This is a genomic window from Streptacidiphilus sp. MAP12-16 (assembly GCF_041262165.1).
In the GTDB taxonomy this organism is placed as follows: Bacteria; Actinomycetota; Actinomycetes; order Streptomycetales; family Streptomycetaceae; genus Streptacidiphilus.
Genome location: NZ_JBGCBY010000028.1, coordinates 98,344 through 121,032, shown reverse-complemented (window position 1 = coordinate 121,032; position 22,689 = coordinate 98,344). Strand labels below are relative to the sequence as shown.

Genomic DNA, 22,689 nt, shown 5'->3' with positions numbered 1-22,689 from the left:
GGGGTAGTGTCGGGGGGGGGCGGTGGTGGGAGCCATTGCGGAGCACTGGCGACTGACGACAACCCGGCCAGACTCTCCCCCAAACTTCGTCCGGGGGTGCCCCCTTGCCCGCGACGCCGCCCCCCATGTGCCGGTCGGTCTCAGTCGGTGTTCTTGACGACCGTCTCCACGATGCGGGCGACGGTCGGCAGGGCCGCGTCCTCCAGCGAGTCGGCGGCGGGCAGCGGCACGTGCGGGGTGGTGATCCGGATCAGCGGGCCGTCCAGGCTGGTGAAGCCGTCCTCGGCGAGCACCGAGACCAGTTCGGCGCCCCAGCCGCACAGTCTCGGGTTCTCCTCCACCGTGAACAGCCGGCCGGTCATCGCGAGTTCCGCCAGGACGGTGGTGACGTCGAGCGCCACCAGGGAGCGAAGGTCCACCACCCCCGCCTCGATGCCGTGCGTACGCGACAGCTCGGCCGCGGCGGCCAGGGCCCGGGGCACCATGGACGCGAGCGCGACGATGGTGACGTCGGCCCCCGCGCGGACCACCTTGGCCCGGCCCAGCTCCTCGACGATCTCACCGTCCGGGACCTCGCCCCGGACCGGGTACAGCGACTTGGCCTCGAAGAACAGCACCGGGTCCGGGTCGCGGACGGCCGCCGCGAACAGGCCGATCAGGTCGGCCGGACTCGACGGCGCGACGACTTTGAGCCCGGGCACCGCCATCGCCCAGTTCTCGACGGCCTGCGAGTGCTGCGCGCCGAAGCGCAGGCCGCCGCCGTTGGCGCTGCGGATCACCAGCGGCAGCGAGACCTGACCGTTGGTCATGTAGCGGGTCTTCGCGATCTCGTTGGCGACGATGTCCCAGCAGACGGCGAAGAAGTCGGAGAACATGATCTCGGCGATCGGCCGCAGCCCGGTCATCGCCGCACCCATCGCGGCGCCCAGGACGGCCTGTTCGGAGATCGGCGTGTCACGGACCCGGCGCGGCCCGAACTCCTCCAGCAGCCCGGCCGTGGCCTTGAAGACTCCGCCGGCCGCGCCGACGTCCTCGCCGAGGAACACCACGCTCTCGTCCCGGCGCATCTCCTGTGCGATCGCCCGGGCGACCGCTTCCCGGTAGGTCAGTTGCGCCATGATGCGCCTCCGTCCGCCCACACGTCCTGCTCCACCAGTTCCAGACCGGGCAGCGGTCCTGCCTTCGCCTCGGCCGTAGCCAGGTCCACCTCGGCCTGCGACTCCGCCTCGATCGCGGCGAGGACGGTCTCCGCAGCGCCCCCGGCGAGCAGTCGCGCGCGATACGCCGGCAGCGGGTCCCGGGCCAGCCACTCGGCGACCTCCTCGGCCGGACGGTACTTGGCCGGATCGGCCCGGGAGTGGCCCCCGTGGCGGTAGGTGAGCGCCTCGACCAGGCTGGGCCCCTCGCCCGCACGGGCCCGGTCCAGAGCGGCCGAGGCGGCCTCGTAGACGCGGTCGGCGTCGTTGCCGTCGACCACGACCGGCGGCAGGCCGTAGGCGGCGGCCCGGTCGGCGGCGGGGCGCGGCACCGCGGTGATCTCCGAGGTTCGCGTGTACTCCATGTAGACGTTGTTCTCGCAGACGAACACCACCGGGAGCGACCAGACCGCGGCGAGGTTCAGCGCCTCGTGGAAGGCGCCGATATTGGTCGCGCCGTCGCCGAAGAAGCACACCGCGACCTGCTGGGTGCCCCGGTACTGCGCCGACCAGGCGGCACCGGCCGCGATCGGCAGGTGCGCCCCGACGATCGCGTAGGAGCCCATCATCCCGTGCGGTATCGAGGTGAGGTGCATGGAGCCGCCCTTCCCGGCCATCAGCCCGTTGGCGCGGCCCATCAGCTCGGCGAGGATCGGTGTCATGGGCACGCCGCGCGCGAGCGTGTGGGCGTGGCCCCGGTAGGTGGCGAAGGTGTAGTCGTCGGCGCGCATCGCCACCCCGAAGCCTGCGGCCACGGCCTCCTGGCCCAGGGACAGGTGGCTGGTCCCCTTGACCAGCCCCTGCACGAACAGGTCGTAGGCCCGCTTCTCCAGGCCGCGCATCCGCACCATCTGCCGGTACAGCGCGAGGCGCGTCCGCTGCGTCCCGGCCGTGTTCTCCGTACTGGTCGTCGTCATGCCCGATGCCTCCCGGGTCAGGTTCAGTAGGCGTTCGCGACGAAGAGGTCCTGGGCGGGGAACTTCGTGATGACCCGCGCGCCGTCGCAGGTCACCACGAGCTCCTCCTCGATCCGCGCCGCCGAGTACCCGTCACTGGCCGGGCAGTACGTCTCGAGTGCGAAGACCATCCCCTCCACGATCTCCGCGGGGTGCTCCAGCGAGTTCAACCGGCTGATGATCGGCCGTTCGTGCAGGCCGAGGCCGAGCCCGTGGCCGAACTGCAGGCCGAAGCAGTCCATCTCGGTGGCGAACCCGAACTCGGCGGCCTCGGGCCAGGCCCTGGCGATCACGTCGGTGGTCTGCCCCGGTTTGACCAGGGCGATGGCGGCGTCGATCCACTCGCGGGCCCTGGTGTAGGCGTCGCGCTGGGACGGGGTCGCCGAGCCGACGTTCAACGTGCGGTAGTAGCAGGTCCGGTAGCCGTTGTAGGACTGGATGATGTCGAAGAAGCAGGTGTCGCCCGGTCGGATCATCCGATCGGTGAAGTTGTGCGGATGCGGGTTGCACCGCTCCCCCGACACCGCGTTGATCGCCTCGACGTCGTCGGAGCCGTGCGTGTACAGGTAGTGGTTGGCCAGCGCGACGATGTCGTTCTCGCGGACGCCGGGCTTCAGCGCCTCGGCTATCTGCTGGTACACCCCGTCGACCATGGCTGCGGACTGGGTCAGCAGCGTGATCTCGTCGGGGCTCTTGACCTGGCGCGCGTCCAGCATCACCTGCTGCGCGTCGGCGACCCGCAGCCCGACCCGCTCCAGCTCGAACAGGAACGGCGGCTCGACGATGTCGAGGCCCAGCGGCATGACCTCGACCCCCTGCTCGACCAGGATCGATCTGATCTCGGCCACGGCCCGCCGGAACAGTCCGGCCGTGGGCGGGACCGCGCCACGCAGGCCGAGCATCCCGGCCCGGCAGTTGTCCGGCTCCAGCCACGGGGCGTACAGCTGGTGGTGCCGGGCCGCCGATCCGAAGTCCCACACCATCGGGTCGCCGGTGCGGGTCAGCAGCGCGTACCGGGTCATCTTGTCGCGCGACCACTCGCCGATGACCGTGCTGGTCAGATAGCGGATGTTGTTGACGTCGAACACCAGCAGCGCACCCAGGTCGCTGGCGTCCAGCGCTGCCCGCGCCCGCGCCAGCCGGTAGGCGCGCAGCCGGTCGAAGTCCACCCGCGACTCGAACTCCACCCCGCTGTGGCCGGGGGCGGGCATCGGTCGGCTGCCGGTCGGCATGGCGGCTCCTCCTCTCAGGTCGTGCCGGGAGTCCTCGCGGACTACTGGGGCGATACGGGTCGGGGGCCGAGTCCGTCGTCCACGGACACGTCCTCCGGGGTGAGCACCATGCCCGAGGCTCGTGCCTGCTCCAGCAGCAGCGCGGCGAAGTCCTGATCGCCGTGGCCCGCGCCCACCGCCGCCTGGACGAGCTGGTGGACGGCGGCGGCGATCGGCATGGGGACCTCGGCGCGCCGGGCCGCGGCGAGGCCGAGGTCGAGGTCCTTGCGCAGCAGCGTCGTGGTGAAGGTCGGGGTGAAGTCCAGGTGGACCAGTGCGGGCGCCTTGTAGCGGGTGAACGGGGAGCCCAGGACGGAGGCGTTGAGGAACTCCAGGAAGGCCGCGCGGCGCACGCCGTGCTTCTCCGCGAGCAGGGTGATTTCGGCGAGCGACTGGGCCAGCACGCCGAGCAGCACGTTGTGGCAGATCTTCACCAGCCGGGCCGCCTCGCCCTCGCCGACATAGGTCACCGACGCGCCCAGGTGCTCCAGCAGCGGCTCGACGGTGCGGTAGGCCTCCTCCGGACCGGAGACGGCGAAGCTCGCGCCGCCCGACGCCACCACGCGCGGATTGCCGCTGACCGGAGCGGCGAGCAGCACGGTTCCGGTGCTCTCCGCGACGGCCCTGACCTGCGCGGAGACCTCGGCATCCACGGTAGAGCAGTCCACCAGGACCCGAGGCGCGGTCTTCCCGGTGAGCAGGCCGTGCTCGCCGATGGTGATCTCGGCGAAGTCGGACGAGCCGGAGACCATGGTGAAGACCACGTCGCAGGCGGCCAGGTCGGCAGGCCCGTCGGCGAGGACCGCGCCCCGCGCGGCCAGGGGCTCGGCCTTCGCCCGGGTGCGGTTGAAGACCGCGAGGGGGTGGCCGGCGTCGAGCAGCCGGGTCGCGAGCGCGAAGCCCATGCGGCCGGTGCCGGCCCAGCCGATGCGGATGTCCGGACGGGCGGCCTCAGCGGTGGTGTCGTCGGTGGTCTGGTCGGTGGTCTCGTCGACGGTGTCGTCGGCGGTCTCGTCGGCGGTCTGACGGGCGTTCAAGGGAGGCTCACATCCTTCTGGTTCGCGGGCGGTTCGCCGCGCGCCCCCAAGTAGAGCTGTCCCACCCGGGGGTCACTGAGCAGCGACTCTCCGCTGCCGGTGAGTCGCACCCGGCCCGCCTCCAGGACGGCGCCCCGGTCGGCGGCGGCGAGGCCCGAGCGGGCGTTCTGTTCGACCAGGAGGATGGTGCGGCCCTCGGCGGCCAGCGCCGCGACGGTGGCGAACACCGAGTTCCTGGCGCGGGGTTCCAGGCCGATGGAGGGTTCGTCGAGCAGCATCAGGGTGGGTTCCAGGATCAACGCGCGGGCGAGTTCGACCTGCTTCTGCTCACCGCCGGAGAGGGAGCCCGCCGCGGCGTGCCGCCGCTGGGCGATCAGTGGGAAGCGTCCGGCCAGCGTCTCGGCGCGCCGGCGGACCTCGCGTCGGCCCTCCCGGGTGCGGTCCAGCAGGTATCCGCCCATCAGCAGGTTGTCCCAGACGGTCATGGCGGGGAAGAGACTGCGTTCCTGCGGGACCTGGACGATGCCGCGCAGCAGCCGTGCGCGCGGGGACAGCGCGTCGATCGGTTCGCCGTTCAGCAGGACGCGGCCCCGGCGCGGCCTGATCAGCCCGCTGACCAGGCGGAGCACGGTGGACTTCCCGGCGCCGTTGGGACCGATCAGGCAGAGCACCTCGCCCCGGTCCAGGGTGAGGTCGACGCCGCGCAGCACGTCGCCGGTGCCGTATCCGGCGGAGACGTCCTCGATGGCCAGCAACGGGGTCACGGCGGTCAGCTCCCCAGGTAGGCGTCGAGGACCTGACGGTCCGTCTGGACGGCGCCGGGGGCGCCCTGGGCGATGACGGCGCCCCGGTCCAGGACGATCACCGGGTCGCACAGCCGCATCAGCAGGTTCATGTCGTGCTCGACGACCAGGAAGGTGGTCCCGGCGGCGTGGCGCTCGCGGATGTGGCGCTCCATGGTGCGGACCATGGTGGGGTTGACCCCGGCGGTGGGTTCGTCCAGCAGGACCAGGGCCGGTGAACTCATCAGCAGGGCGGCGAACTCCAGCAGCTTGCGCTGGCCGTAGGAGAGCTCGTCGGCGCGGTGCGCGCTATGGGCGGCCAGGGCGAACTCCGCAAGCAGGGCCTCCCCGCGGTCGCGGTCCGCTCGGCGCACCCGCGGGCCGGCGAGGGCCTGCCAGGGGTGCCCGGCGGCGACGGCGAGGTTCTCGAGCACGGTCAGGTCAGGGAAGATCCGCGGCTGCTGGAAGGTCCGGCACAGTCCGCGCCGGTGGAGCCGGGCGGGGTCGGGACGGGTCACCGGTCGGCCGTCGAGCAGGATCTGCCCGGCGTCGGCGGCGAGATGGCCGGTGACGAGGTTGAAGACGGTGGTCTTGCCGGAGCCGTTGGGGCCGATGAGTCCGGTGACGGTGCCGCGCGCCACGGTGAACGAACAGTGGTCGACGGCGGCGACACCGCCGAAGTGCTTGGACAGGTCCCGTACTTCGAGGATGGGAGTCGGGGTCGAGGTCGGGGCCGGCGCGCTCGCGGTCGGTCCGGTCATGATCGGTCCGTCGATCGTGCGCGACGTTGCCGCTGGTCGGCGAGGGTGGGCAGGATGCCCCGGGGCATCAGCAGCATGATCACGACGAAGATCGCCGCATACCCGAGGAGGTAGAGCTGGCTGGCGCCGTAGCGGTAGGCCAGGTACTGCTGCGCCGGGGCGATGACGAAGGCGCCGAGGACCGGCCCCCACAGGGTTCCGCGCCCGCCGAGGAAGGCCATCAGCACCATGGCGATGGTGATCAGCGGATCCACCGCGAACTGCGGGTAGACGAAGGAGAGGTAGTACGCCCACACGCCCCCGGCCATCGCGGTGATCCCGGCCGAGAGTCCGAAGGCGGTCAGCTTGGCGACGCCGACCGGGACGCCCACGGCGCGCGCCTTGTCCTCGTCGGCGCGCAGCGCGAACAGCGCCAGCCCGAGCCTGCTGTGCAGCACGGCGTAGGAGAGGGCCAGCGCGAGTGCGAGCAGCGCCAGCATCGCGAAGTAGAAGGGCCGCTCGTAGGTGGCCGCGGCGAAGGGCGGGATCGGCATGGCGATGCCCTGGGCGCCGTGGGTGAGCCCGCGCAGGTTGAAGGCGAGGGTCTGCGCGACGAAGAGCAGCGTGATGGTGACGATGGCGAAGACGTCGGCGCGGGTGCGCATGGCGATCCAGGCGACCGGCAGCCCCGCCAGCGCGACGGCCAGGCCCACCAGCGGCAGGACGGCGAAGGGGGTGAGTCCGGAGCCGATGCCGTGGTGGCTGAACCAGATGGCCTCGGTGTAGGCGCCGACGCCGAAGAAGGCGGCATGGCCGAGCGACGGATAGCCGGCGAAGCCGCCGACCAGGTTCCAGGCGCTGGCCAGGGCCGCGTACATGAGGGTGAACAGGGCGATCGTCATCACCCACGGCGCGGTCACCAGGAAGGGGAAGGCGGCGAGGATACCGAGGAATACCGGAACGGCCGCGCGGCGCGCCACGGCCGTCGGCGCGGTCACAGGGCACCCCGCAGGCGGGCGCCGAACAGCCCCTGCGGACGCAGCAGCAGCACCGCGAGGAGCACGGCGAAGAAGCTGAAGTCCGACCAGACCGGCGAGATCAGCGCGCCCACCAGCGCCGAGACCACGCCCATCGCCAGCGCCGCGACGACCGTACCGCCCAGGCTGCCGAGCCCGCCGAGGATGACGATCGACAGCAGCCGGGAGATCAGGTCGTAGTGGCTGTTGGGGTTGAAGGAGTACACCATCCCGTACACGGCTCCGGCCGCGGCGGCGGTGGCCGCGCCCAGGCCGAAGCCCAGCGCGGCGACCCGGCTGTCCTCGACCCCGAGCAGCCGCGCGGCAGTCGGGTTCTGCGCGGTCGCCCTGACGGCGCGGCCGAAGCGGGTCCGTCCGAGCAGCAGGGCCAGGGCGCCGAGGGTGGCCAGCGAGAGCAGGAACGCGGCGAACCGCACCTCGCCGATCTGGTAGCCGCCGAGCGTCCAGGACCGGTTCACGTAGCCGGGCTGGGTGGAGCGGTAGTCGCCGCCGTAGATGAGGGCGAGGACCCCCTCGATGCCGAGTGCCACCGCGAAGGTGACGAGGAGTGAGAGCTGGCCGGCGTCGGTGCGATGCAGCGGTCGCAGGAACAGCCACTGCACGGCCGCGCCCACCGCGAACATCGCGGGCGCGAGGATCAGCACGGTCAGGAAGGGGTCGATGCCGAGTCCGGTGAAGAGGCTGTAGCTGAGGTAGGCGGCGAGGACCACCAGCGCGCCCTGGGCGAGGTTGACCACCTTCAGCACGCCGAAGATCAGCGTCTGGCCGCTGGCCATCAACGCGTACACGCCCCCGGTGAGCAGACCGAGGATCGCCGCCTGGACCGCCGTGTGCAGGGTGTCCGAGGGCATCCGCTCACCCGGCCCAGGGGAGCTTGCCGAGAACCGGGGCGCTCTGCGCCCGGTCCGCGGGGTAGACCGGCAGCATCGCGCCGCCGATCCACTGGACCAGTACGTAGGAGGCATGGGCGGCGCCGTCGGAGTTCCAGCTGAGGGCGCCCTCGAGGGTCTGCCAGGTGCCTGAGTGCAGCGTGCTGATCAGCGTGGCGTTGTCGAGCTTGCCGGTCCTGGCCGCCACCTCCTGGACCAGTTGACCGCAGGAGAACGCCTCGGCCGAGGTGCTGTCGATGCTGCTGGCGGTCCCGCCGTAGGCGGCCGTGTAGGCGGCGATGAAGGCGGGGTTGCCGGAGGTGGTCGCGGTGGGGAACCAGTCCCCGGAGGAGAAGATGCCGTCGACGTTGCCCGCGCCCACGTTCTTCGGGAAGTTCAGCGGGTCGTTGGCCCCGTTGGACAGGTACAGCATCTTCGGCGCCCACTTGAGCTGGACCATCGCCTTGACCAGGGCGTAGGCGTCGGCGGACTGGGTTCCGGCGACGACCAGGTCCGGCTTCTTGGCCGCCATCGCGGTCACCACCGAGGAGAGGTCCGTGGCCTCGGCCGGGTAGATCTGCTGGTAGAGGGTGCGGATCCCGGCAGCCTCGAGCCTGCTGCGCACCTCGGCGGCGATCGGCGAGGCGAACGGGTCGTCCAGCGCGGGATAGGCGGCGGTGGTCGGACGCTGGGCCGCGGGCAGCGAGAGGATGTAGTCGGCGAAGACGTCGCCCTGCTGGACCACCGGCGCGGGCTGCACGAAGAAGAGGTTGCCCAGGTGCTGGCTGAAGACCGCAGGGCCTCCACCGGCCGGCTCCAGGAACGCGTAGCCGTAGCGCTTGGCGACCTGGGAGGCGGGCACGGTCAGCAGGCTGGAGAAGGGACCGAAGACCAGGTCCACATGGTCCTTTGTGATCAGGTTCTGATAGTTGGTCACCACCTGGGTCGGGCTGGAGGTGTCGTCGACCACGTCCAGCTGCACCTTGCGGCCGAGCACTCCGCCGGAGGCGTTGACGGTGTCGGCCCACAGCCGGTAGCCGCGCTGCGCGGACTTGCCGGAGTCGGAGAAGTCACCGGTGAGGGAGAGCGAGATGCCGATCTTCAGCGGAGCGTGGGTGGCCGCCGAAGCGGGTTTGGTCGAACCGGCCGAGCTGCTGCACCCGGCCAGGACCAGGCTGAGCGCGGTCAGCGCTCCGGCGACCGAGGCGGTGGCCCTGCCGTATCCGGGTCCGCCGCGCGTTGCGCCCGTACGACTCACGATGGCGTGGCTCACGATCCGCCGTCCTCTCCCGAGCGGTTGCAGTCTCACTGCGATCGATTGCAGTGGAGTGTCCCGCCGGGCACCAAGGCTGTCAATGACAGTCACTCAGAATGCCTTTTGTAAAAGCTGATTCAATGCTGACCGTCACCGCAACTGGTTGCAGCGACTGCCCCGGCGCACCTACGGTGACGCCATGAGCGGAACACCCCCCACCCTCGACGACGTGGCCCGCGCCGTGGGCGTGCACAAGGCCACGGCCTCCCGCGCGCTCAACCCCGCCACCCGGAGCCAGGTCAACCCGGAGACCGCACGCCGGATCACCACGGCCGCCCGGCGGCTCGGGTACGTGCCCAACACGCTGGCGCGGGGGCTGCGCACCAGTCGCACCACGGCGATCGGGGTCCTCATCCCGGATCTGACGAACCCGCTGTTCCCCCCGATCGTGCGCGGCATCCAGGACCGGCTGGACGCGCACGGCTACACCGCGCTGCTGGTCAACACCGACGGCGACGAGGACAGGGAGCGCGCCCAGTTCTCCGACCTGGAGAGCCGCCGTGCCGACGGCTTCATCGTCGCCACCGCCCGCCGCGTCCATCCGCTGCTGGCCGAGGCCCTGGCCCGGGGCACCGCGCTGGTCACGGTCAACCGGACGACGGACCTTCCCGGGATCCCGGCCGTCGTCAGCGACGACGCCGACGGCACGGCACAGGCCGTCGGGCATCTGACAGCGCTCGGACACTCCCTGATCGCGCACCTGGCCGGGCCCCAGGACGTGTCGACCGGCGCGGTCCGCACGCAGGCCTTCCGCCACTGCATGGACGCCGCCGGGCTGCGGCCGCCGCCGGAGTCCGTGGTCGTGTGCACCGCCTACACCGAGCAGGCCGGGCGCGAGGCGACGCGGCGGCTGCTCGGTGCCTGCCCCGGGATCACCGCGATCGTCGCCGGGAACGACCTGATCGCGCTCGGGGCGCTCGCCGAACTCGCCGCTCAGGGGCGTTCCTGCCCCCGCGACGTCTCCGTGGTCGGCTTCAACGACATGCCCTTCGCCGACAGGTTCCAGCCACCGCTGACCACTGTGCGGGTCCCCCACCACGAGATGGGCGTCCAGTCCGCGCAACTGCTGCTGGAGCGCCTGCTCGAACCGCAGGCGCTCCCCCGCACGGTGCTGCTGCCGGCCCGGCTGGTCGTCCGCGGCTCCACCGCACCCGCGCCCGCAGGGTTCCCCGACCGCGCTGCGGGCATCACCCGGGCATGAAGGCTCGAACATGAAGGCTCGAACATGAAGGATGCGGCGGCATGGTACGGCCGCACGACTGCCGTCATGCTGGTGGTCTGCGTGGCCGCCGGCGCCATGGCCGTCGTGTTCGCGGTCGGCGGGAACGCCGCCGTGACCACCTGTCTGGCGGTGGTCGCCGTCATCGCCCTGCGGCTTGCCGTGCTATTCGCGCGTTCCCGGGCGATGCCGTGCAAGCCCTGACGCCGTGGTGCCGCACAGCTCTTACCGGCGTCCTCACTGGGATCTCTCATGTGTTCGCCTTCCGGCCACACGCGCGCCATCGCAGGCTGGAACAACTGGGGTCGTGATCCCGCGGCGTCCGTTCCGCGGGGAAGACCTTCTCTCTTCAAGGACCCCCATGAGCTCTCGCCCGTCTTCTTCGCGCGGCCGCATCATCGCCGTCTCGGGCACGTCCCTGCTCGCCGCCGGCGTCGTGACCGGCGCTCTCGGGCTGAGTACCTCGGCCTTCGCGGCTACATCCGCACCGGCCAAGCCGGTTTCCGTTCCCGCTGGCTTCACCGTCCACCAGCTCGCCACCGGACCGACCGGCCAGACCAGCCCGGACGACATCACCCGCCTCGGCGACCACCTCTTCGTCGCCTACCAGAACGGCGTGGGCTCCGACGGCAAGCCCTCCCCGGCCGGTGCCACCAAGAGCACCATCGTCGAGTACACGCTCGGCGGCCAGCTGCTCGCCTCCTGGCCGGTGGTCGGCAAGGTCGACGGCATGGGCGCCGACCAGGACGGCAACCGCGTCCTCGCCTCGGTCAACGAGGACGGCAACTCCAGCCTCTACAGCGTCACCCCCGGCGCCGACGCGGCCAAGCAGCTCCAGCACTTCACCTACCAGGGCCTGACCCACGGCGGCGGCACGGACAGCGTGCTGGCGGTCGGTGGAAAGATCTACATCACCGCGTCCGCACCGGCCGCCGACGCCGACGGCAAGACCTACAGCAAGACCGCCCTGTACACCGCGGAGCTCGTCGCCGGTGCCGCGGGCAAGGACGGCACGGTCACGCTCACCGCCGTGATCGCCGACAACGCGACCGCGACCGACGCGGTCACCGCGAAGAGCACCAAGCTGAATCTGTCGGACCCCGACTCCAGCGAGCAGGTCCCCTCGGCCGTGGCCGGCTTCGGCGGCGACCTCCTGCTGGACAGCCAGGGCGACAAGCAGCTCGTCTTCCTGCACGGCAAGAGCACGCCGAAGGTCCTCAACCTCACCACCCAGGTCGACGACACCGCCTTCGCGACCAACAGCACCGGCACCCTCTACGTCGTGGACTCCAAGTCCAACAAGCTGCTGGCGATCACCGGTCCGTTCACCTCCGGCGAGGCGTTCACCTCGGTGCCGTCCGACTCCACCACGCTGCCCGGCACCCTGGGCCGGATCGACCTCAGCACCGGCACGGTCTCCGCCTTCGCCTCGCTCGGCTCGCCCAAGGGCCTGCTCTACGTCGACGACGCCCTGCCGGTGACCTCCACGCCGTCCGCGAGCGCCTCCCCGGCGCCCGGCTCGTCCGGCTCGACCGCCGCGTCGCCGACCGCGTCCAGCACGGCGCCGGTTCTGGCCACGACGGGTGGCGGCAGCAACACCGGCGTCCTGGCCGGCGTCGCCGCCGCAGTGGTCGCCTTGGGCGCGGGTGCCGTCACCTTCGCGCGTCGCCGCGCCGGCCGGCGCAGCTAACGACCTGCGGCGGGCTCATGCTGATGTCCGGTCCCGGCCCCTCTCACCACCAGCTCCGAGAGAAGCCTGCGCGTGGCCTCGGCCACCGCGTCCACGGCTTCATCGAAGACCTCGCGGTTGTGGGGGGCCGGGGCCCGGAATCCGGAGACCTTGCGCACGTACTGCAAGGCCGCTGCCCTGATGTCCTCTTCTCCGACCTCGGGCATGGCGGGCGGGCGGAGCGTCTTGATGCTGCGGCACATGCCCCCAGTGTGGTTCCTAGTCCGCCACGGCGGCCAGCCGGTCGACGGCCCAGGGCAGTAGCTCCCGGGCCAGGGCCAGGCTGAAGGGTCTGGCCAGACGCCGCAGTTCGGCGCAGCTCGCCTGGCCGAGCACCGCGTACGGCAGGTCGGCCAGCTCGTCGGTGGTGCGCTCGATCGCCTGCCGCCGCTCCCGCCCGTACGGGGTGAGGGCCAGGTCGGGGCCCTGCTCCAGCCAGCCGCGCTCGCACAGCCGCTGGACGGCCTGGGTCCACTGCTCCGGCGACCAGCCCCGTGAGGTCCGCAGCGCCTCGGCTGCTATGGCGCCGGTGGCGGCATGGGTGACCAGTGCCTCGATCCCGTCCAGGCCGGCCGCGAGCAGCGCCGCGACGTGCCCGTCGCCGCGGAACTCGCGCAGCAGGCTCTGTGCGTGCCACAGCACCAGGTGGGGCTCGTCGGGCCAGGGGAGTGCGGCGTGGGCCGCGAACAGCGGGCGGCCCTGCGGATGGCGGAGCGCGGTGCGGGCGGCCTGCTGCGCGAGTTCGGCGGCGCGCAGCATCTCGGCGGACCCGATCTCCGGGCCCAGGACCCGGTGCAGGGTGGCGTCGATGCCCGCGAGTCGCGCGGCGAGGAAGCGCTGGGGCGATGCGGCCTGCCACGCGGCGGGGAGCGCGCGGTGCACCAGGTCCGGATTGAAGTTGTAGAAGGTGCCGATCACCAGTTCCGCGGAAGCCGGGCCGAGCGCGGCACCCCGCGAGGCGAAGTAGCCTGCCCGGTTGTCCGCGCCGAGCTCTTCGTACCGCGCGTGCGCCTCGGGCGAGAAGTAGACCGCTCCGTGGTAGGGCTCCACGACCTGCCAGGTCGCCCGTGCGTAGCTGTGGTGCTCCTCGGTCTGCTGCATGGAACGGCTCCAGGATTCGTCTGACCGACCGGTCGGAAACGTAGCATCGGCGGTTCTCGCGCGGAAGCACAGGTCTGCGGCCAAGGTCGAGCCCGCAGGGGCGTTAGCGGGGCAGCGACGTGCCGTTAGCGGCGCCGGGGACCGTGGGGTGCGGTGCACAGGAGAAGCCCAGGAATGCGGGCGCCCTTCTGTCATGCACGGAGCAACAGAAGATCCCCCCACGATCTGCCCCTGGAGTCACGATGCAGGCAACAACCCGTCGACGTCTCACCGCCTCCTGCGCGGCACTCACCCTCAGCGGTGCCGCCCTGTTCTTCGGCACCGGAGGCGCCGCCCAGGCCGCCACGGTCCACTCGGCCACGGTCCACTCGGCCAGCGCGGCCACCTGCTCGCAGGACTACCTCCCGCTCCCCGACCCGAACTGCACTCCGGGCGCGACCAACCCGGACGTCACCCAGGACACCATCGACTCGACCATCTGCGTCTCCGGCTGGACCGCGACCGTGCGTCCGCCCACCTCGTACACCAACCCGCTGAAGATCGAGCAGATCGCTGAGTACGGCTATGCCGACACCAGCCCGTCGAGCTACGAGGAGGACCACTTCATCCCGCTGGAGCTCGGCGGCGCGCCCCGCGACCCCCAGAACCTCTGGCCGGAACCGCACTCCAGCGCGAGCGGCGGCAGCTCCAGCCAGAAGGACTCGGTGGAGAACAAGCTGAAGAGGGCGGTCTGCAACGGCAGCGTGACCCTGGCCGACGCCCAGAACGCCATCGCCACCGACTGGACGACCGCCCTGTCCTCCCTCGGCCTCGGCTGACCCGGCTCCGCCCGTCCCGCGTCGTGTGCCCGGCCCGAACAGCGGGACCGGGCACACGGCCGGGCTCGCGGCCGGGCACACGGCCGGTCACGGCCCATCGCCCGCCCGTTCGCTGCCCTCCGCGAGGAGCGCGTGGATGGCATCGGCCTCCGCCCGGCCGAGCGGAGCGAGGATGTCGAAGGACTGCTGCAAGGACACCGCCGCCTCCCTCGGCCGACCGAGATCCTGCTGGAACTGGCCGATCAGGTGCAGCGCTTGCGCCTCGTAGGCCGGGTTTCCGTACGCACGGGACAGCCTGACGGCCTCTCGGGCGGACGCGATCGCCTCAGCGGTGCGGCCCAGCGCCTGCAGCGCCTCGGCGCGGGTGGCCAGCGAGGCGAGATGGGTGTGTGACGAGGGCTTCGCCGCGGTCAACTTCCGGGCCTGCTCGGCGTAGTCCAGGCCCTCGACGTGCCGGCCGAGCAGGTTGTACGTGTGGCCGAGGTTGTTGAGGGTCTGCGCCTGCGAGGAGACGTCCTCCAGTTCGCGCGCTTCCAGCAGGCCCGCCTCCATGGTCTCCCGCGCCTGCTCCAGGGAGCCCGTGCCCAGATGTCCGATGCCCAGCCGGAAGAGCGCCAGGTAGTGGGTCTCCCGGCTGCCGGACTCCCCCGCCAGCTCCACCGAACGCTCCAGGTAGCGCATCGCCGAGGTGTGCTCCCCGCGCTCGTCGAGGGCCATGCCGACATCGGCGTGCAGTCGGGAGCGTCCGATCAGGTCCCCGTCGAACTCCGCGGCGCTCAGCCCGCTGAGGCTCGCCGCGACCCAGTCGTCGACATGCTCGGTGCCGAAGTACAGCGGCATGGTGTTGCAGGCGAGCCGCCACGCCCGGTCGGCCAGCGGCCCTTCGGCGAAGGCGCTCACCAGTGCCCGCATCGCCGCCGCCTCGGTCCGGAACCAGACGGCGGAGGCCTCCGCACCGGCCGCGACGGTGGGGATCCCGACCGGCAGGGAGCCGCCCGTCGGCCGGTAGAGCAGCTGCCTCTGCGAGATCACGGCCTCGGCTGCGGCGGCGGTCGCGGCGAGGTAGTAGTCGAGCAGCCGAGCGTTCGCCCGGTCCCGCTCGGCGGGGGAGAGACCGCGCTGCGCGAGTTGGACGGTGTAGAGGCGGACCAGGTCGTGGCGACCGAACCGGCCGGGGGTGGTCTCCTGCAGGAGATGGGCGGAGGCGAGGGCTGCCAGCGCCTGCCGAGCCTCGGCCGGCGTCTGCCCGGAGAGGGCAGCGGCCGTCCAGCGATCCGCATCCGGCCCCGGATGCAGTCCGAGAACCCGGAACAGTTCGGCTGCCGGGCCGGGCAGGGCCCGGTACGAGAGGTGCAGCGCCGCCTCGACACCGAGGTCGGCGTCCTCGGTGGTGAGCGAGGCGAGCCTGGCCTGCTCGTCGGAGAGCTCCTCCACCAGGTCCGAGATCGTCCAGCCGGGATGCGTCGCGAGCCTGGCTCCGGCCACCCGCAGGGCGAGCGGCAGTCCGTCGCAGAGGCCGACGAGTTCGCGGGTCGCGTCGGCCTCGGCGGCCACCCGCTCGGCGCCCGCGGACGCGGCCAGCACATCGCACGACTCGTCCGGCGCGAGCGGCTCGACCCGCAGCACCGAGGCTCCCTGGCGGACCAGCAGGCCGGCCAGCAGATTGCGACTGGTCACCACGGCGGCACAGCCGGGCCCGGTCGGGAGAAGCGGCAGCACATCGGCGACGGCGCGTGCGTTGTCGAGAACCACCAGCACGCGCCGGCCGGCGAGCAGGGACCGGTAGAGGGCGACCCGGTCGTCCAGGCCGAACGGGATGTCGGCGTCAACTGCGCCGAGGGCGTGCAGGAACCCGCCGAGCACGGAAGCGGTCGTGACCGGGGGCGCGGCGGAGAAGCCGCGGAGATCGGCGAAGAGCTGTCCGTCGGGGAAGGCGGCGGCACGCCGGTGCGCCCACTGCAGGGCGAGCGCCGTCTTGCCGACGCCGGCCGGCCCCGCGACCAGGGCGAGGCGCGGGGACTTGGACCCGTCAGAGGCGCATACCTGGTCGAGGACGCCCAGTTCGGCGTCCCTTCCGACGAACCAGGCGTCCTCGCAGGGGAGTTGGGCCGGACGCACGTGCCGGGCCGACCGAGCTGCGGGCAGTGCTTCGGGCAGTGCTGCGGGTGATACGTCGGGCGGTGCTTCGAGCAGCAGCCCGGGGAGCGGCTCGGGTGAGGGTGCGGGCGGCCGTTCGAGCGAGGCCGCGGGCTCGGGCGCGGGCTCGGGCGGGACCACCGCGGCTCCGCGGCCCGCCGGTGCCTGTGCCGGAGCCGGCACCTGTGCCGATTCTGCGCGGAGGACCGTCTCGTAGGCGGCCCGCAGTCCGGGACCGGGGTCCAGGCCGAGTTCGCTGCTGAGCAGCTCGCGGGTGCGGTGGAACAGCTCGACGGCGTCGCTCTGGCGGTCCGCCTGGTGCAGCGCCAGGATCAGCAGCTGGATCAGCGGTTCGCGGAACGGGTCGTCCCGCACGGCCTCTTCGAGCGCGGCCACGGCCTCCCGCCCACTGAACAGCGCCAGCTTCCGCGAGGCCCAGTCCTGCAGGGCGGAGAGACGGGACTGGGCGAGCCGGGCGGCGACACCGTCCCGGAGCGAGCTGCTCGGCAGGTCGGCGAGGGGCGGGCCCTGCCACAGGCTCAGGGCCTGGGCCAGCAGTTCCGCAGCCGCATGGTCGTCCTCGACGCCGACCGCCTGGTCGCAGAGGGTACGGAAGGCGTGCAGATCGACCTGTGCGGCGTCACCCAGGAGGACGTAGCCGGGGTCCCGGGTGACCAGCGCGAGACCTGGCTCCGCTCCCGGTCCGCTCAGAAGTCGGCGCAGCGCCGAGACGTGACCCTGGACCACGGTGCGCGCGCGGGGCGGCGGCGCACCGTCCCAGATCAGGTCGAGCAGACGCTCGACCGGGACGACCCGGTTCAACTCCAGCGCGAGTACCGCGAGCACGGCTCTTCGCTTGGGCGCGGCGATCGGCATCGCCGCTCCCGCTGCGTCGTACAACTCCACCGGGCCCAGCAGACGTATGCGCATGAACGCCCCTCGATCACATCCGGCGTTGAAGCGACACGCGGTCCGCGGTCCGGAAGGTGGTTGGCATGCCCAGGTTAACCAGATTCCGGTTAGCTCGGACAGTGCCCCCTGGCACAGCGCCCCCGCCGCAGTGCCCTAACGGCCCGGGGAGTCCGAACAACACACGTGTGAGCGCTAACAGAAGCTGGCACAATCGTTACTGACACTCAGTCAGATAATGCGTCGATCTTCAGCCAGTCGTCACCAGGACTTCGCTCGCCACCACCACCCCTCCCCCTAGGCTCGCCCCCAACCAGTCACCACGACCAAGGAGTTGGCATGCCCATCCCCACAACGCACCGGTGTCTCCTCCCAGCCGCGAACGGCGTGCTCGGCGAGGTGATTCCCCGTGGCTGACGCACGCGCCTTCCGGTTGACCCGCCTGCTGATCGCCGGGGCCACCGCAGCCGCACTGCTGACCGTCGGCCAGGTCCAGGCCGCCCCCGCCGCACGCGCGGCCACGCCGGTCGCCGATCCGGCCGCCCTGGTCAACCCCTTCGTGGGCACCGCCGGCAACAGCGACTTCAGCGCCGGGAACACCTTCCCCGGCGCCGACCTGCCGCACGGGATGCTCCAGTGGAGCCCTGACACCTCGTCACGCCCCAAGGGCGGCGGCTACGGCTACGGCGACTCCACGGTGTCCGGCTTCAGTCTCACCCACGTCTCCGGCGTGGGCTGCGACGCCGCTGGGGACATCCCCTTCATGCCCACCACCGGCGCCGTGGGCTCCTCACCCGGGTCGACCACCGCCTCCTTCTCGCACTCCGGCGAGTCCGCCTCCCCCGGCTCCTACACCGTCGCGCTCGGCAACGGCACCACGACCGCGCTCACCGCCACCACCCACGCGGGGATCGCCCGGTTCGGCTACCCGGCCACGACCTCGGCCGACCTCGTCCTCAAGCTGAGTGACAGTCAGACGCCGGTCGCGGCCTCTCATGTGAGCGTTAACGGAAGCAACGAGGTCACCGGTTCGGTGACCAGCACCGGATTCTGCGAGGCCACCAGCCCGTTCACCCTCTACTTCGCTGTCAGCTTCGACCACCCCGTCACGGCAGCGGGAAGCTACGGCACCCCCTCCTCCGGCCCGACAGGCGAGTACGTCACCTTCGACACCAGCACCGGCAGTACCACCGTCGAGGCACGGGTCGGCATCTCCTACACCTCGGTCGCCGAGGCGCAGGCCAACCGCGACGCCGAGGTCAGCGGCAGAACCTTCGACCAGGTCGAGGCAGCAGCCCGGGCCGCGTGGACGAGCCAGCTGGACCGGATCGCGATCAGCAGTGGAACGACCGCCCAGCAGGCGACCTTCTACACCGCGCTCTACCACGCCTCGCTCTTCCCCAGCGTGGTCAGCGACGCGGACGGCTCCTACCGCGGATACGACGGCGCGGTCCACGCCGTGGCGAGCGGGCACACCGCCCAGTACACGGACTTCTCGAACTGGGACACCTACCGCTCGCAGGCCCAACTCACGGCGCTGCTGGACCCGTTGGCCGCATCCGACATGGCGCAGTCCATCGTGAACGACTACACCCAGGGCGGCACTCTGACCAAGTGGGGCATGGCCACCGGGGAGACCCACATCATGGTGGGCGACCCGGGTGTGCCGGTGCTCGCGGACTACTACGCCTTTGGCGGGAAGGGATTCGACACCGCCACGGCGCTCTCGGCCATGGTCAGCGAGCAGACCACGGACACCGCCGTCACTCCGGGCGTGACGTACCTGGACAGCTTCGGCTACCTGCCCACCAACAGCAGCTACGGCTGCTGCCACGAGTACGCCACCACGTCCACCCAACTCGAGTACGACACCGACGACTTCGCCCTCTCCGCGTTCGCCGGCGCGCTCGGCGACAGCGCCACCGCGACCAGGTTCCGCAACCGGGCACAGGACTGGAGGAACATCTTCAACCCCTCCAGCGGCTACATCCAGCCCCTCCACTCCAACGGGCGCTGGATGGACGGCTTCAACGCCAAACTGATCACCGGCACCGCGAGCAACGACTTCGCTGAGGGCGACGCCTTCACCTACACGCCGATGATCCCCTTCAACATCGCCGGGCTGGCGTCGAAGGAGGGCGGGAACGCGGCCCTGGCGAGCTACCTCGACTCCGTTCTGTCCGGATACCAGGGCCTGGGCAGCGTGATCGGCACCCAGGCCAACCTCGGCAACGAGCCCAGCCTGGAACTCCCGTGGGAGTACGACTGGGTCGGTCAGCCGTACAAGACCCAGAGCACGGTCCGCGCCGTCCAGGACCAGCTGTGGGCCGACTCCCCCGCCGGTCTCCCCGGCAACGACGACCTCGGCGAGATGAGCGCCTGGTACGTGTGGTCGGCACTCGGCCTCTACCCCGAGACACCGGGCACCGCCGACCTGGCCATCGGCAGCCCGCTCTTTCCGCAGGCGGTGGTCAGCCTCGGCAGCACCGGCCGTACGCTCACCCTCGCCGCACCCGCCGCCGCCGACGCGACCCCGTACGTGCAGGGCCTCACCGTCAACGGCAGCAGCTGGTCGCATGCCTACCTGCCTGCGGCGGAGACCACGGCGGGCGCCGTGCTGACCTTCACTCTGGGGAGCTCGGCCGACACCGCCTGGGCATCGGCCGCCGCAGACGCTCCTCCCTCCTACGACGGAACCGCCAACGGCACGGTGCCGGAACCGACCGGAACGATCACCGAGACGGCGACCGGCCGATGCGTCGACGACTCGGGCTCCGGCACCGGCAACGGCACGCGCATCCAGACACACGCCTGCAACGGCACCGCCGCCCAGAGCTGGAAGCTGGTGCCCGACCACACCCTGCAGGTCTTCGGCGACTGCATGGACGTCACCGGCGGGGCCACCACCAGCGGCACCAAGGTGCAGCTGCACACCTGCAACGGCACCGCCGCCCAGCAGTGGCAGACCGGCCCCGTCGGCGAGCTGGTCAATCCGGTGTCGGGCCTGTGCCTCACCGACACCACTGCCGGCGCCGCCACTGACTCCCAACTGGTGATCGCCACCTGCGCGGACAGCGCGGGCCGGCGCTGGACCCTGCCCGGCACGAGCTGACCTCCGCCGCCACCGGCAGCCTGCTCACAACAAGGTCCACGACCTCCCGAACGACCGGAGAAGTCAGGTCCCTTCGTTCAGTCCGCCGAGGAAGTCGAGGACCAAGGGGCTTGCGATGGTCCGGAACTCCTCGAAGTAGGCGTGCCGGGCTCCGGCGATCAGCTGGAGCCTGGCACCAGGGATGCGCTCGGCGAGCAGGGGCGCGTTGGCCGTGGGGTTGAAGATGTCGTCGGTGCCGTGCAGGACCAGGGTTGGCGCGGCGATCCCGGGGAGTGCCTCCCAGGCGTCATGGGTGTTGCTGGCCCGCAGGTGTCGGCGCCGCGCGTACTCCGGCATCCCCGGATCGCCGACGGTGTGATATGGGCCTGGATGGGTCGCCAACCAGGCAGGCGTGTACATCAGTTCCAGCAGCGCTCGGCGTGCCGCGCCGGCCCCGGGCTGCACCAGTGACCTGCGCACGTCATTCCCGCGCTCCACGGCGTGCGGCCCGCCGGGCGACGTGCAGCCGAGGACGAGGGAGCGCACTCGATCGGGGTGCCGCGCGGCGACCCACTGGGCGACGCGTCCGCCCATGGACGTGCCGTACACGTCCGCCCGCTCGATGCCCAGCTCGTCCAGCACCGCGATGACGTCCTCGGCGAACCCCTCGGTGCTGTAGGGCTGGTCAGGTTTGTCGCTCTCGCCGGTTCCCCGGTAGTCCAACGTGACGGTGCGGTACGTCGCGTCGAAGTCGCCGCGTACCGAGTCCCACCAGCGGTGACTGTTGGACTGCCCGGCCAGCAGGACGAGCGGGAACCCGCCGCCCTGGAGCTGGTAGGCGATGCGGACTCCGTCGCTGGCAGTTGCATAAGGCACGGAACATTGTCTCTGTCCGGTGCGCCTCGGCCAAACGGTCCGCCGAACGCCCGACAACGAAGACGGAGTGGGGCTGGTCGGCTCCCTCCCCCGCAGATCGAGCCGGGATTAGCCTGAAGGCCGGAGACCCACCGAAGGAGCTCGGGATGACCGTCCACCGCAAGCTGCTGATCAACGGCGAGGACGTCGCGGCGCTCTCCGGCCGCACCACGGAGGACGTCAACCCGTACACCGGCGAGGTCTACGCCACCGTCGCCGCGGCCGGCGTCGAGGACGTCACCCGCGCCGTGGACGCGGCCGAGGGCGCGTTCGAGGCGTGGGCGGCGACGAGTCCCTTCGCCCGGCGCAGGGTTCTCCTGGCAGCAGCGGACCTGCTCGACTCCAGGGCGAAGGAGGCCGCGGAGGTCATGGCCGGCGAGGCCGGCGGCACCGTCCCCTGGGCCTTCTTCAACGTCGCCCTGGCCGCCAACATCCTGCGCGAGGCCGCCGCCGGGACCACGGCGCCGCGCGGCGAGGTGCTCAGCGCCCAGGAGGACGGTGTGCTGGGCCTCGCGGTACGCAGGCCGGTCGGCGTCGTCGCCGCCTTCGCTCCCTGGAACGCCCCGCTCATCCTCGGGATCCGCGCCGTCGCCGCCCCCATCGCGGTCGGCAACACCGTGGTCGTCAAGGCCAGCGAGGACGCGCCGATCGCCTGCGCGCTCTTCCTGGCCGACCTGCTCCGCGAGGCCGGACTGCCCGGCGGCGTGCTCAACGTCCTCACCAACGCGCGGGAGGACGCCGCCGAGATCGCCGAAGCGCTGATCGCCGACCCTCGCGTACGGGCCGTCAACTTCACCGGCTCCACTGGCATCGGCCGGATCATCGGCATCCACGCCGCCCGGCACATCAAGCCGGCCGTACTCGAACTCGGCGGCAAGAACGCGATCATCGTCCTCGACGACGCCGACGTGGACTACGCGGTCGACGCCGCCGTCTTCGGCGTGTTCATGAACGCCGGTCAGATCTGTATGTCCGGCGACCGGATCCTGGTCCACCAGAGCATCGCCGAAGAGTTCACCGCGAAGTTCACCGCCAAGGTGGCCGCCCTGCCGGCGGGCGACCCGAGCGACCCGAGCACCGTCATCGGCCCGCTGGTCAGCGTCGGCGCGGCCCGCCGCGTCGCCGACCTGGTGACCGACGCGGTCGCCAAGGGCGCCACCATCCTGACCGGCGGCGGCGAGCCGCAGGGCGCGGTCCACCCCGCGACCGTCCTCGGCGGCGTCACCAAGGACGCCGACATCCACCACGGCGAGGCCTTCGGCCCCGTCTGCGTCATCGCAACCTTCGCCGACGACGACGAGGCCGTCGCCCTGGCGAACGACACCGACCATGGCCTGACCTGCGGGATCCTCACCGAGAACGGCACCCATGGCCTGGCCGTGGCCGATCGCATCCACACCGGCATCGTGCACGTCAACGACCAGTCGGTGGCCGACGAGCCGCAGGCCCCCTTCGGCGGGACCAAGTCCAGCGGCTACGGCCGCTTCGGCGGCCGCTGGGGCCTCGAAGCCTTCACCACCACCCGCTGGGTCACCCTCGCCACCAAGCACGCCCACTACCCGTTCTGA

19 protein-coding genes are annotated in these 22,689 nt (G+C 71.6%); 6 read left to right on the top strand and 13 right to left on the bottom strand.

Going from position 1 to position 22,689, the window contains the following annotated elements; all coding sequences use genetic code 11:
- Positions 1-140: 140 nt before the first annotated feature.
- Genes ABIA33_RS30095 through ABIA33_RS30055 form a run of 9 tightly spaced genes read right to left on the bottom strand, consistent with a single transcriptional unit; the run spans position 141 to position 9,161 of the window.
- On the bottom strand, positions 141-1,118 hold the full coding sequence (locus tag ABIA33_RS30095) for an alpha-ketoacid dehydrogenase subunit beta (RefSeq protein ID WP_370085833.1): 978 nt from the start codon (positions 1,116-1,118) through the stop codon (positions 141-143).
- Positions 1,106-2,113: a thiamine pyrophosphate-dependent dehydrogenase E1 component subunit alpha gene (locus tag ABIA33_RS30090; protein WP_370085832.1), complete on the bottom strand. Its 1,008-nt coding sequence runs from the start codon at positions 2,111-2,113 to the stop codon at positions 1,106-1,108. The genes ABIA33_RS30095 and ABIA33_RS30090 overlap by 13 nt, the downstream gene beginning before the upstream one ends.
- 23 nt (positions 2,114-2,136) lie before the next feature.
- Positions 2,137-3,384, bottom strand: a complete 1,248-nt coding sequence (locus tag ABIA33_RS30085; RefSeq protein WP_370085831.1) for a M24 family metallopeptidase — start codon at positions 3,382-3,384, stop codon at positions 2,137-2,139.
- 41 nt (positions 3,385-3,425) lie between these two features.
- Positions 3,426-4,460, bottom strand: coding sequence for an NAD(P)-dependent oxidoreductase (locus tag ABIA33_RS30080; protein ID WP_370085830.1), 1,035 nt, complete (start codon positions 4,458-4,460; stop codon positions 3,426-3,428).
- Positions 4,457-5,224 carry an ABC transporter ATP-binding protein gene (locus ABIA33_RS30075; RefSeq protein WP_370085829.1) on the bottom strand — a complete coding sequence of 256 codons (768 nt, stop codon included), beginning with the start codon at positions 5,222-5,224 and terminating at the stop codon, positions 4,457-4,459. Before ABIA33_RS30075 ends, ABIA33_RS30080 begins: the two co-directional genes overlap by 4 nt.
- Before the next feature lie 5 nt (positions 5,225-5,229).
- Positions 5,230-6,003 (bottom strand): ABC transporter ATP-binding protein, encoded by a 774-nt coding sequence (locus ABIA33_RS30070; RefSeq protein ID WP_370085828.1) that lies wholly within the window; start codon positions 6,001-6,003, stop codon positions 5,230-5,232.
- Complete coding sequence (locus tag ABIA33_RS30065; protein WP_370085827.1) at positions 6,000-6,980, bottom strand: branched-chain amino acid ABC transporter permease; 981 nt, start codon at positions 6,978-6,980, stop codon at positions 6,000-6,002. The genes ABIA33_RS30070 and ABIA33_RS30065 overlap by 4 nt, the downstream gene beginning before the upstream one ends.
- A complete protein-coding gene (locus ABIA33_RS30060) occupies positions 6,977-7,870 on the bottom strand; it encodes a branched-chain amino acid ABC transporter permease (RefSeq protein WP_370085826.1) in 894 nt (297 codons plus the stop codon). Before ABIA33_RS30060 ends, ABIA33_RS30065 begins: the two co-directional genes overlap by 4 nt.
- A 4-nt stretch (positions 7,871-7,874) precedes the next feature.
- A complete protein-coding gene (locus tag ABIA33_RS30055; RefSeq protein ID WP_370085825.1) occupies positions 7,875-9,161 on the bottom strand; it encodes an amino acid ABC transporter substrate-binding protein in 1,287 nt (428 codons plus the stop codon).
- A 181-nt stretch (positions 9,162-9,342) separates the two neighbouring features.
- On the opposite strand from ABIA33_RS30055, the gene ABIA33_RS30050 reads away from it, so the two are divergent.
- From ABIA33_RS30050 to ABIA33_RS30040, 3 genes are all read left to right on the top strand, one after another.
- On the top strand, positions 9,343-10,404 hold the full coding sequence (locus ABIA33_RS30050) for a LacI family DNA-binding transcriptional regulator (RefSeq protein WP_370085824.1): 1,062 nt from the start codon (positions 9,343-9,345) through the stop codon (positions 10,402-10,404).
- 24 nt (positions 10,405-10,428) lie between these two features.
- Positions 10,429-10,626, top strand: a complete 198-nt coding sequence (locus tag ABIA33_RS30045) for a hypothetical protein (protein WP_370085823.1) — start codon at positions 10,429-10,431, stop codon at positions 10,624-10,626.
- 157 nt (positions 10,627-10,783) lie between these two features.
- Entirely contained in the window at positions 10,784-12,112 is a 1,329-nt protein-coding gene (locus ABIA33_RS30040) for an LAETG motif-containing sortase-dependent surface protein (RefSeq protein WP_370085822.1), read from the top strand.
- Here ABIA33_RS30040 and ABIA33_RS30035 read toward each other — a convergent pair.
- Positions 12,109-12,354 carry a DUF2277 domain-containing protein gene (locus tag ABIA33_RS30035; protein WP_370085821.1) on the bottom strand — a complete coding sequence of 82 codons (246 nt, stop codon included), beginning with the start codon at positions 12,352-12,354 and terminating at the stop codon, positions 12,109-12,111. The genes ABIA33_RS30040 and ABIA33_RS30035 overlap by 4 nt on opposite strands.
- A gap of 16 nt (positions 12,355-12,370) precedes the next feature.
- Positions 12,371-13,252 (bottom strand): hypothetical protein, encoded by an 882-nt coding sequence (locus tag ABIA33_RS30030; protein WP_370085820.1) that lies wholly within the window; start codon positions 13,250-13,252, stop codon positions 12,371-12,373.
- Between the two features lie 242 nt (positions 13,253-13,494).
- Between ABIA33_RS30030 and ABIA33_RS30025 the strand changes: the two genes are divergently transcribed.
- Entirely contained in the window at positions 13,495-14,070 is a 576-nt protein-coding gene (locus ABIA33_RS30025) for a hypothetical protein (RefSeq protein ID WP_370085819.1), read from the top strand.
- Positions 14,071-14,157: 87 nt separating this feature from the next.
- On the opposite strand, the gene ABIA33_RS30020 is transcribed toward ABIA33_RS30025, so the two are convergent.
- Positions 14,158-17,136, bottom strand: coding sequence for a BTAD domain-containing putative transcriptional regulator (locus tag ABIA33_RS30020; protein WP_370085818.1), 2,979 nt, complete (start codon positions 17,134-17,136; stop codon positions 14,158-14,160).
- A gap of 388 nt (positions 17,137-17,524) precedes the next feature.
- Here ABIA33_RS30020 and ABIA33_RS30015 point away from each other — a divergent pair, with 388 nt between their 5' ends.
- Positions 17,525-20,227: a lectin gene (locus ABIA33_RS30015; RefSeq protein ID WP_370085817.1), complete on the top strand. Its 2,703-nt coding sequence runs from the start codon at positions 17,525-17,527 to the stop codon at positions 20,225-20,227.
- Between the two features lie 63 nt (positions 20,228-20,290).
- On the opposite strand, the gene ABIA33_RS30010 is transcribed toward ABIA33_RS30015, so the two are convergent.
- Complete coding sequence (locus ABIA33_RS30010) at positions 20,291-21,082, bottom strand: alpha/beta fold hydrolase (protein WP_370085816.1); 792 nt, start codon at positions 21,080-21,082, stop codon at positions 20,291-20,293.
- Positions 21,083-21,228: 146 nt separating this feature from the next.
- Here ABIA33_RS30010 and ABIA33_RS30005 point away from each other — a divergent pair, with 146 nt between their 5' ends.
- Positions 21,229-22,689, top strand: a complete 1,461-nt coding sequence (locus ABIA33_RS30005) for an aldehyde dehydrogenase family protein (protein WP_370085815.1) — start codon at positions 21,229-21,231, stop codon at positions 22,687-22,689.